We start from the raw sequence: 10810 nt of genomic DNA, 5'->3' as shown, positions 1-10810 counted from the left end.
GTGGTGAAGTGGGCGACCACGCCACAGACCGTCGCCAAGCGCTCGCTGGAAGCGCTGAAGGACAACATTGGCAGCAACACGCAGATTTACACGGTTCTCAACCAGCAGGACATGGCAAGCTTCTCGAAGAGCAACGTGTATTCGGAATATTACAACAGTTGACTCCCGCCGTCGGCAAATATGCATTTGTTAAATGTGCGCGGACACAACCAACCATGTTAACTATCAATTTTTGCGAGGAAATATAATTTATTAATTATGATTTTTTATTTTTTTAACAAAAATGTAGAGAATAACGGCAGAAATAGACAAAGGCCATAATACAATAGCCAATAAAGCTGGGATGTACTTTGCTCTGCAAACTTCATCATCCCTACTAAAGGCGACGGAGCAAAATAAGAACAGGAAACCTCCAATTGCCCACAGATAAAATATAATGTCAATTTTTGTCATATATTCCTCTCCAACATAAGGAGTTAAATTTAAATTATAAATATTAAAAATTTTTTATTGCAGGGTTATGCTGATTTTAGGAATTTACATAACGTGGCTTTAACGAATTTTTATCCGACCATTAATATGTTTGCTCAAGAGACGAGGCGATAGCAAACCTACGTTCTGTATCTTCATGCTGGACTGTAATATTCCGATTTTGAAAGGTCGTGCTATGTTTGACAATAGAGAAAAAGTCATTGTTTTTATTGATGGCGCACATTTCTACTTTGTAGCTAAAAGTCTAGATTTTGAGATTGATTTTCAAAAAGTATTGGCGTATTTTAAAAGTGAAGCTTACCTTGTTCGAGCAAATTATTACACGGCAATCGCCGAGGATCAAGAGTTCATCGGTTTGCGGCCCTTGGTGGACTGGCTCGACTACAATGGGTATCGAGTGGTCACGAAAGCCTATAAAGATCTGACCGACCCCTCGGGAAAAAAGAGAGTCAGGTCAAGCATGGAAATGGAATTAGCCTGCGATTTGTTCGAACAGATTGATACTGCGGATCATCTGATCATTATTGCGGGTGATAGCGATTTGGCGAGGCTTGTCCAGACGGCGCAACTTAAAGGGAAAAAAGTAACAGTAATGTCGACTCTGACTGGTCAGTTAGCATCTATTTCTGACGAGCTTCGTCGGAAGGCCGACCAGTTTGTTGATTTGAGTGGATTTAAGGAGAAATTTAGTCGATCTGGTCATTCAAAAAATAGAAGCTGATATCGATTCTCATGATCTCTTAAATAGTTTGCGATTTCGCTCTTCGTTTGATTCAGTGTATTGCACGAATGGAGCTGCGATGAGCGAATTTCTTTTATTATTCGAGGTGCAAATGCGCCGGATCGAACCCTATTTTCCGCTGTCACACGGTGTTCCGCGCGTTTATGACCGGCTAATCCTGAATGGCATCATCTTTGTCTCGCGCAATGCTTTGCGATGGCGCGACGCGCCGAGCGAATACAGTCTGCACAAGACGATCTATAATTGTTGATTTCCACTGAGAGCTGACCCGGTGTTTCCACCGAGAATTGACCCGCTTTTAGGTATCGTTCGTGTTTTTGGTCGGGGTCAAGTTCCTGCGTTTCTCCTTCGTTGTTTTGGGCTGATGAGCTGAGCTGTTTTTGAAGCGGAAGCTGTCGTTTCCTGTTTCGAGGATGTGGCAGTGGTGGGTAAGCCGGTCGAGCAGCGCGGTCGTCATCTTGGCGTCGCCGAAGACGCTGGCCCATTCGCTGAAGCTCAGGTTGGTCGTGATGATGACGCTGGTGTGCTCGTAAAGCTTGCTCAGCAAGTGGAAGAGCAGTGCGCCGCCTGAGGCGCTGAACGGCAAGTAGCCAAGCTCGTCGAGAATGACGAGATCGGAGTGTGTCAGACGGTTGGCGATCTGGCCTGGACGACCCTGAGCCTTCTCCTGTTCCAGAGCGTTGACCAGTTCCACGGTCGAGAAGAACCGGACCCGCTTATGGTGATGCTCGATGGCCTGCACACCGATCGCAGTAGCGATGTGCGTCTTGCCCGTGCCGGGACCGCCGACCAGGACGATGTTGTTGGCGTCGTCGAGAAAGTCGCAGCGATGGAGCTGCTGCACGAGGGCCTCGTTGATCTCGCTGCTGGCGAAGTCGAAGCCATTCAGATCACGATAGGCCGGGAAGCGCGCGGTTTTGAGCTGATAGGCCGTCGATCGGACCTCTCGTTCCGCGATCTCCGCCTTGAGGAGCTGGGACAGAATAGGAATGGCAGCCTCGAACGCCGGCGATCCCTGCTCGGTCAAATCGGCGACGGCATGGGCCATGCCGTGCATCTTCAACTGTCGCAATATGATGACGATCGCGCCGCTTGCCGGGTTATGACGCATGGCGAACCTCCGTCTTTCTCAAGGTATCGTATCGTTCGACATTGGCCTTGGGCTCATTGGTGAGCGTCAGTGCCTGAGGCGCGTCGAGGATTGGCGGCGTGAAGGATTTACCGTCGACGAGGCGATGCAGCAGGTTCAGCACATGCGTCTTGGTCGGAACGCCAGACTTCAGCGCCATGTCGACGGCTGAGAGCACTGCCTGTTCATCGTGCTGGAGAACGAGCGCCAGGATATCGACCATCTCGCGGTCGCCGCCGGGCTTCTTGAGCAGATATTGCTGCAAGGTCCGGAAGGCTTCGGGAAGCTCGACGAACGGTGCGCCGTTGCGAAGAGCTCCCGGCTTTCGCTGCACGACCGCCAGATAATGCCGCCAGTCGTAGATGGTCTGCCCCGGCCGGTCATGGGAACGATCGATGATGCGACGATGCTCACAAACGATCTGACCTTCTGCGGCGACCACGACACGATCCGGATAGACCCGAAGGCTTACCGGACGATTGGCGAAGGATGCAGGCACGCTATAGCGATTGCGCTCCAGATGCACGAGGCAGGTGGGCGTGACCCGCTTCGTATATTCGACGAACCCGTCGAACGGCCTGGAAACGGGCATGAGAGCTGGTTCTTCCTCGGCCCAAATGTCGGCAATGGTGCCGCGCATCTGACCATGCGGCGTCTTTGCCCAGAACTCCTTGCATCGAACCTCGAGCCAGTCGTTCAATGCCTCCAGCGAGGGAACACGAGGAACGGGTTGAAAGAAGCGATGCCGTGCGTCCTGCACATTCTTCTCGACCTGTCCCTTCTCCCAGCCGGACGCCGGATTGCAGAACTCGGGCTCGAACACGTAATGGCTGGCCATCGCCATGAAGCGGACGTTGACGTCGCGCTCCTTGCCACGGCCGACCTTGTCGATCGCCGTGCGCATGTTGTCGTAGATGCCGCGACCGGGAATGCCACCGAAGACGCGGAAGGCATGATTGTGGGCATCAAACAGCATCTCGTGCGTCTGCAGGAGATAGGCCCGGACGATAAACGCCCTGGAGTAGCTCAGCTTCGTGTGAGCGATCTGGAGCTTGGTGCGTTCATTGCCGATGATCGCCCAGTCTTCCGACCAATCGAACTGGAAGGCCTCGCCTGGCTCGAACGCCAAGGGGACAAACGTGCCACGGCCGGTCGTCTGCAGTTCCCGTTGTCGGTCATCGCGCCATTCCCGAGCAAATGCCGCCACGCGATTGTAGGACCCCTCGTAGCCCAAGCTGACCAAGTCAGCATGCAACTGCTTCATCGTCCGCTTCTGCTTGCGGCCCTTCTTGGATTCCGTCTTCAGCCAGGCCGATAACCGATCCGCAAAGGGGTCAAGCTTGCTCGGTCTTTCCGGAACCTGGAACTTCGGCTCTACGCCGTCAGCGCAAAGATATTTGCGAATGGTGTTCCGGGATAAGCCGGTTCTGCGGCAAATCTCCCGGATCGATAGATGCTCTCGAAAATGCCAGCGCCGGATCACGCTCAGTAACGCCATGTCGATCACTCCAGAGCCCCCGCTGAAAACACGCAGGGGACGGTTGAAACATGGGTCAATTCTCAATGGAAATATCAGGCTGCGCCGGGTCAGCTCTCAGTGGAAATCAACATGTACGCAACATGACGAGCGAGATGGTCCTCGCGCAGCGTCCGGGATTTGCGGCGCCGATGGCATCTGCGCCTAGGCGGCTCAGTCCTTCTGGGCGAGCATCGCGCGGACCATATTGCGGGCGAACCGCGTGGGTGGCGGGACCGCGCCAGCGGCCGCCGCACGGATCACCTTCAGCCAGGTTTCCTCTGCCGGCGTCAGCGCAGACGGCAGCGCCCGTTCGATCAGCGCGATGGCATCATCACTGAAGAACTGACGCAGCGCAGGCAGCATCAGCCTGTCCGCCTCGCAGCCAAGGAAGGCAGCGGCGTCGTCCACGCGATCGAGCGGAAGCTTTGCCTCGTCTTCGATGACGCGTGCCAGGACGGTGGCAATGCCGGTCTGATTGGCGGCGGGGGAGGCAAGGTCGATACCCGCCGCGGCGGCAGCTTCGAGGATCGCGTTACGCAAATCGATGTTGTTCATGTGTGTCTCTTTTCGTCTGTTGTCGATGTCTGATTTATAGCGTTGCTCACGTGGGATCGTTGCGGCGCGCGCAGGGGAGCGCAGCACGTGCGGCAGGTTTCCGACGCAGGATCGATGGCGCCAGGCCGCCTTGAGGGCGGGGTCAGGCGGCAATGGGGAATGGCTGCGTTTGACGGGACCGAGCGTATGCCGGCTTCTCAGGGGCATCCGGTTGCACCGCCCGGTGACAGGCTCTATTTCGGCGTCTCTGCAAGGATCTTTGCGACAACCTCGCTGCCGGCCCTCCCGTGGAATTGCTCGATCGCCAGCACCAGGAGATCCGTGCGGGGCATCCTCAAGAGCGGTGCCAGGTCAGCAACCATCTCGATCGGCAGGAGGCTGGTTCCGGCGACCACGGCCTTGAGTAGCTCGATCGTTTCCTCCCGCACGTCATCCCGAAGGCTCGGCTCGAACTCCCTGTCGTCGAGTGCAAGCCGGATTAGCAAGCGAAGGTGGAGGTTGACTGAACTGACCACCGGCGGCAGCAGCCCGCCCTCGGTGGTGGGCATGCCAAACAATGCCCGTATCCAGTGCGCCATCTGTTTCGCCGACCAGGCCATGAGATTCCATGGGGCCAATGGTGCCGGGAGTGCACCTGATTGACTGCCAGCATCATCGGCTCGCTCGCGGGCGCGCCTGTGGGCCTGTAGAAGGCGCAGCTCCTCTTCCGTCGGCGTCAATGCCTCAAAATGGGCGGCATCCTCCGGGTTCATGGCGGACGCCGCGGCGAGAAGCATAAGCTGCCCGGGTTCGATCTCCAGGCATTCGGCAAGACGCGGCACATGCCGTGGATGTAGCGGTGCGTCGCCCCGGAGCAGTTGCATCATGGCCGGACCTGGCGTGTAGCCGCTGAGCGTTCTAAGTTCCGCACCGGTCAAATCCATCTCGCTCATGCGCAGCCGCAGGATGGACACCAGTTTGCAGCGCGCCGGGTGGGGTGGGCGGGATGACCTCATTGCTGGTCCTCCTCATGACGGCTGTCCATGGGCGATGTCACCAGCCCATCCCGGAGGTCTTGCTCGATTAGCGTGCCGGTGTCCTGGCACTCGTCTGTCGAGGGGGTCGCATCTGCGGGACGTCGTGCTTGCGTGTTCGACGCCTTGGAGCGCCGCTTCTTTCGCTTTTTGCGCTTCCACGTCTTCAGCATTGCTGCAACACGCGGCTGGACGCGGCGCAGTGCTTCTTCGCGGTCCACGCCGGTGAGCAGGAGGGTCTCGTATTCGGTGAGGTTATGCCGCAGATAGGTCTGCAGGGTGATGCCGACAGCCATGCCGAGGCTGGCGTTGCGCCACTCCCGCTCACTGATGGAAGTCGCGAAGTAGTTGACGGCGAATTCCGGGCAACCAGGGTGTTCTTTCCTGAGATGCTGGGCGACGTCTTCGAAACTGTATCTGACCATGATGTGCTCCCGCGTGTTGCATGGAGCCCACTAACGATCACACTGATGGTCACTTAAGCAAACGCTTAAGTGTCTGTTTTCTGTGGGTAAGTCGGCGTTTGCGAAAATAATTTTCGCGTATGTGCTCCGGACGCAACAGATGGAGCCGTCCTGGTCGTGGACACGACGTCCTAGGTTTTCCGAGGAATGTCGATGGGGATGCCTTTTGGCGCCACCGACTTCCGGGGCGCGGAACCTCCCATGTGAAGCCCGAACAACCTATGGGCGACAATCCCAGTTGACGTTCCCGTTGACACTGTCAACTTACGCTCAGGTCATTCTCGCCGTTCGTCAACATTTCTCGCTTAGGCCGTTGACATATATTGATCGAGCGGACCAGCAAAGGCAACGAAATGTTGTCGGAGCTTTCCAAGAAGTTGTCGTTTTGATGTGGAAATCGCTGTTTTTCCGATGCTGTCAACTTTCGTGAGGGCTCGTAGGGTGGGAGATACCGCAAGCAATATCAAGCTTTCCGGAGGGAGCGGTAGGACAACCGGCAGTGTATCCGCTTGTCGGCGTTCGCCAGGTCGAGCATCTTCGGAAACCCTTGCTGGCCAGCGTCGAAAACATATTCGATCAGTGGTCTTTCGTGTGTGGCCGAGGGCCGTAAGAGAGCCTCTGGAAGAGCGCTTCGTGTTGTCACTGGACCGATCCACTCGCATCACCGGAATACATGGAGCGCTCGACAGTGGAGGACAGGCGGAGCGCCGGCGCCTTGTTTGCCGCACCTGGTTCACACGGAACCTGCCATGCCGGCTCCAGGCTGAAGGGGTGCGGCGAAGGACCGCCGCACCCGCTTTCGGTCACCTCATCGAGAGGGGCTCGACAAGTTCGTTGAGCGCACGACGGATCGTGTCGACCTCCTGCTTACGGGCGATATCGTCATCCATCGTCTCAAGGTGGAAGCGCAGCCGGTCAAGGAGAGCGATGGCTGAGCCACGGTTACCGCGCAGCCGCTGCTGCGCGGCGGTGAGTTCATCCCAGTCGTCATAGTCGATCAGCATATTCCCCTGGCTGTCCCGGTCGACCTCGTAACCCTTCGAATCGCAGTCGGGGTAATGGGAGGCGACCTCCCGGAAAAACGCCGCGCTCTTCGGGTCGTCGTTTTCGACGTCGCGTGCGAGGGTCAGGTAAAGCTCGCGCTTCGGAAGCGTCAGGCCGTGTGTGCCGGTCTTGGCAAGGATCTCCTGCGGGTAGTCGAAGCAATAGCAGCCCGAGTTTCCACCGACATTCTCAAAATCACTCATATTCGTCTCCTTCAATGAAGGTCCGGCGAAAAGCCGGGCCTATATGATCAGGAGGCGTGTTTCGATCGCGTGCATTTCTTCGTTCCTTTTCTTATACTTACTTTATAGCGCGTTCTCGTCCGCGATGCAGAAGATTGTCGGCGCCGCAGCCATTTTTTTTCATCCTCAGCGTGGCTTGCGCTCACGCGGCCGGGCTGCGGCCACCCTGACGACCGGGGTGATCGTCCTCACCGCCAGCCTGGCCCGGCATGCCTGTCCATAAGGGCGATGACATGCTCCGAGGCGGCCTCGTCTTCCGGTGCAACTTGCCCATCCAGCAGGTAGTCCAGGAAGCCGTAGGACACCTTGCGGCAGGTCAGCCCGAGACGATCTGCTACCTCAGGCGCGAAGATGAACGCGCATTCCTCGGCATCCGGAGCGATGAAGTCATCACCGGCTTCATACCTCCAGAACGGATCATTGTCGTTTGCGGCGGTGATCATCAGTCTCTCATTATTCATTGGCTGCATCTGTTCGTTTCCTCTTGCTAAGGGCTGCCGGGGTGGCAGCGTCCTTTCCAGGCCGGAGAGGATGCCGTGAGCCGTTGCGCGGCCGATGAGATGCATGAAGTCGTCATTGCGGACCTCCGTTTTTATTCATGACTTCTGTTATAGCGACGGCGTCGTGGAGATGCTGATGTGACGTAAAAAAAATCCGCTCGAGCCATGGACATTCTTCCGGCGGTGGTGGAACAGCCGGACGAGCGGCCTGGTGACGGCTCGCGTCGAACCGGACAAAAAGATGATCGCCACTCACACTGTCATTCTTCATCGGGACCGGGAGCTTCGCGATCCCGTGACGCTGGAATACGTCGAGGAGACTCTCAGGGGCTCACAGAGGCGTTTGCTCGGCCGGACTGTTGTCCGGCCGCTGATTGAGCTTGGCGCTTACCGGTGGGCTTCTGTGGTCGATTGGATCGATGTCGAGTTTGAACTTGGCCGGCCGTCGCAGCACTGGCACCTGAACGACCGGATCGAGGCGCTCACTGGCCGGAAGGAATATCCGGAGGCGCTGGACGTCGGGCCTGGTGGAACAGCGACGCGCTACCGCTTGCGGGTGCAGGAGCCTGACTTCGGGCAGCTTAGGGGCGTGTTGACGGATATCCGGTCCGAGTATGGATTTGCCGCGCCGGCGCTCGTGGTCGGTATCGAGGTGTGCATTGACGCCTATCCGCTGCGACCAAGCGAGGAGGCAAGGGCGCGGCTCCACGGTGTCCTGGTCAGGCACTTCTTTCCGACGACGTCCTTTCTTAAGGAGCCCGAGCAGTGGCCGCGGGCCTTTCCTGGCCGGAGGCGCGGCAGGAAGATCGACTACATCGTCGCGCGTCGGGAGGGCGATCCGGAAGGTGATTTCATGGCCCGTATGACGCCGGGACACGATCGACCGCCGTTCTACGATGCAACAGTGTATGTCGGACGAAAAGACGATCCACTGGCCTCCTGGCGCATTCAAAACAAGGTCATCGACAAGCAGAATCTCAAGGCGGGAACGCAGCAGATCCTGAGCGAGGCGGAGAAGCGGATCCGGATCGAAGTCTCCCTTGGCCCTGAGGGTTGCCGGAAGGCTGGATTGGGGACGTTCGATGCTCTCGGCGCCTTCAGGTTCACGCGAATGCAGAAGATGTTCTTCCAGTTCATGAAGCCGACGTTCGCAGCGAAGAGGATCAAGTCCAGGGAAACATTCATGCCTGCGATCCGGAATGCCGTTGATGATCTCGGACGGCAGCGCTTCCTGAATGCCGGTGTGCTCGGTGTCCAGATCCGGGAGGACGCGAGGGATGAGATGGCGCGCCTCCATCGCCCACGGTTGAGGAACTGGCATCTGAAGCGTGGCTCCGGGATACCCGGAAGGTCGAGAACGGGCGCCGGAGCATACGGAAGGCTGGTTGCCTATCAAGAGCTGGCGCGGGCCGTCGAGCGTGCTCTTGCCGGCCTGCAGAGGCGGATAGAGGCTGAGATGAAACGGTAAGCGGCGGCCGCGACCTGTCTATGTCCGGGGATGCCACAAGCATGAGGAGCCATCGGAGGAGGAGCCGATGTTGCAACAGCTTTAAAGCTGTTGCAAGCAATGGACCACCACTTTGCAGACCTTGCCTGGTGTAGCGACAAGTTGCTCGTGCTTGCTGCCGGCTGCAACAGCTTTAAAGCGCTGGCCCATTGCTTGCTGCTGGCCGCAACAGCTTTAAAGCGCTGGCCCATCGCTTGCTGCTTATGGCTTGTGGTCGCTGGCAGTGGGTAGGGACAGGTCGTGGTTGGCGGCGCCGGCTACCGCTGGCTTCCGATCGCTTCTGGGTATTGTCAGTTGTAGCAGTGTGTAGGGGAAGAGGGGCAGGTAGGGGAGGAAGCGCGTAAGAAGCAAGTTATCAGGCGGACAAGGCACGACCTGGACGCAGGGCCGGGAAATAAGCGAGTTGCTGCCGCCGCCGCGTCGATGGCGTTCGGGAAAAACCTGCACAGGACGTGTGTCGAGCAGCGCCTGGCGCCTGCCGCAAGACTGGAGACGCCTTTCACAGGCGCCGCGCCCGGAACGCGCTGAACAATCCTGCGGTAACGAATCAATGACTTGGAGGAAATCTACGGCGGGGCTGTTGATATTCATGTTGGCGTGTGAGCAATGGGACGTCCCTGCAGCAGGGACAGCGTCATGGTGCCGCTTCGTCCCTGTCTAACGGATGGACAGAACCAGGAGGACGAAATGAACCCAGTCGATTTTGAAGTCATGCTCGCGGTTGATCGCGCGCTCGCAGCTTTCGATTTTTCAATGGTCGCTTCTGATGAAGGCCCGACGTGCCCGAGGGTCGAGATCACTGTGCCGCACGTCTCGCTGGCGGCCCGCGAATGCGAAGCCTTTTACCTTTCGTTGAATCCTGACACGGCCGCCGATCTGAAGGCAACGGCCGCCCGCATCAAGGCGCGCGAGGCAACTGTCCGTGCCGGCATCATTCAGACCGGCCTTGAACTGATCCAGATCAAGGACAGCCTTCCTGGCCAGTTCGATCGGTGGCTGAAGCTGGAGTTCGACATGTCGAAGTCGACGGCCTGGAACTACATCAACGTCGCCGAGAAGTTCGCCGCCGCCCCGAAAGTCGTCGAGATCCTGCCGCCTGCCACGGTTTACAAGCTCGCGGCCAAGGCAACGCCGGACGCAGTCCGAACCGCGGTGGTTGACGAAATCAACGCGGGTGCGGTGCCGACGAAGAAGGAAGTTGAGACGCGGATCCGAAGGGCGAGGGGCGGCGGGTCAACGGGTGGTGTTGCAACTGAACGTGAAGCCGACGAGCGAACGGAGGCGCAGGAGAAATTGCGGACGCCGGTGCCTTCCGATCATTGCGGCAACTCGTCTTCGACCGTCCCAAGTCAGACGACACCAAGCAAGGTCACAGGCGACAAGACGACGGCGGAGCCTGGCGGGGGTGCGGCGAGCCGTGAAGCAGGCGCTTTGTCGCCGACGCAAGCAGCCGTTTCCGCCGCTGACTTTCTCCGGCGACAGCTTGGCGGTGAGTTTACTGTTCTCCGGTCATTCATCGAAAGCGCTGATATGGACCAGTTTCGGCTGGAAATGCTGAAGGTCGAACATTCGCCTGGCTGACCAGGCCGAGCGCGGCGCATTT

General features: G+C 57.8%; 10 protein-coding genes and 1 pseudogene. 4 read left to right on the top strand and 7 right to left on the bottom strand.

The window, feature by feature from the left end:
- The first annotated feature begins 667 nt into the window (after positions 1-667).
- Entirely contained in the window at positions 668-1213 is a 546-nt protein-coding gene (locus F3H41_RS16820) for an NYN domain-containing protein (RefSeq protein ID WP_188129507.1), read from the top strand.
- 79 nt (positions 1214-1292) lie between these two features.
- A pseudogene (locus F3H41_RS16815) lies at positions 1293-1478 on the top strand (transposase); the annotation flags it as partial.
- Positions 1479-1532: 54 nt separating this feature from the next.
- On the opposite strand, the gene istB reads toward F3H41_RS16815, so the two are convergent.
- From istB to F3H41_RS16780, 7 genes are all read right to left on the bottom strand, one after another.
- Complete coding sequence (istB, locus tag F3H41_RS16810; protein WP_149739835.1) at positions 1533-2345, bottom strand: IS21-like element helper ATPase IstB; 813 nt, start codon at positions 2343-2345, stop codon at positions 1533-1535.
- The gene (istA, locus tag F3H41_RS16805; RefSeq protein WP_149739834.1) at positions 2335-3861 is read right to left on the bottom strand and encodes an IS21 family transposase; all 1527 of its coding nucleotides are present in this window, start codon (positions 3859-3861) and stop codon (positions 2335-2337) included. Before istA ends, istB begins: the two co-directional genes overlap by 11 nt.
- 192 nt (positions 3862-4053) lie before the next feature.
- A complete protein-coding gene (locus tag F3H41_RS16800; RefSeq protein WP_149739833.1) occupies positions 4054-4644 on the bottom strand; it encodes a hypothetical protein in 591 nt (196 codons plus the stop codon).
- A gap of 26 nt (positions 4645-4670) precedes the next feature.
- Positions 4671-5432, bottom strand: coding sequence for a hypothetical protein (locus F3H41_RS16795; RefSeq protein WP_149739832.1), 762 nt, complete (start codon positions 5430-5432; stop codon positions 4671-4673).
- Positions 5429-5875: a DUF2293 domain-containing protein gene (locus F3H41_RS16790; RefSeq protein ID WP_149739831.1), complete on the bottom strand. Its 447-nt coding sequence runs from the start codon at positions 5873-5875 to the stop codon at positions 5429-5431. Before F3H41_RS16790 ends, F3H41_RS16795 begins: the two co-directional genes overlap by 4 nt.
- A gap of 842 nt (positions 5876-6717) precedes the next feature.
- The gene (locus tag F3H41_RS16785; protein WP_149739830.1) at positions 6718-7161 is read right to left on the bottom strand and encodes a hypothetical protein; all 444 of its coding nucleotides are present in this window, start codon (positions 7159-7161) and stop codon (positions 6718-6720) included.
- Positions 7162-7388: 227 nt separating this feature from the next.
- Positions 7389-7766, bottom strand: coding sequence for a hypothetical protein (locus tag F3H41_RS16780; RefSeq protein WP_149739829.1), 378 nt, complete (start codon positions 7764-7766; stop codon positions 7389-7391).
- A gap of 175 nt (positions 7767-7941) precedes the next feature.
- Here F3H41_RS16780 and F3H41_RS16775 point away from each other — a divergent pair, with 175 nt between their 5' ends.
- Both F3H41_RS16775 and F3H41_RS16770 read left to right on the top strand, forming a co-directional pair.
- Positions 7942-9168: a hypothetical protein gene (locus tag F3H41_RS16775; protein WP_149739828.1), complete on the top strand. Its 1227-nt coding sequence runs from the start codon at positions 7942-7944 to the stop codon at positions 9166-9168.
- Positions 9169-9894: 726 nt separating this feature from the next.
- Positions 9895-10788, top strand: a complete 894-nt coding sequence (locus F3H41_RS16770) for a hypothetical protein (RefSeq protein ID WP_149739827.1) — start codon at positions 9895-9897, stop codon at positions 10786-10788.
- Positions 10789-10810: the final 22 nt, after the last annotated feature.

It is taken from the genome of Rhizobium sp. RU20A, from assembly GCF_900155885.1.
Lineage (GTDB): Bacteria > Pseudomonadota > Alphaproteobacteria > Rhizobiales > Rhizobiaceae > RU20A.
The sequence above is the reverse complement of the archived record's forward strand: the minus strand, read 5'-3'. Positions and strand labels throughout refer to the sequence as shown.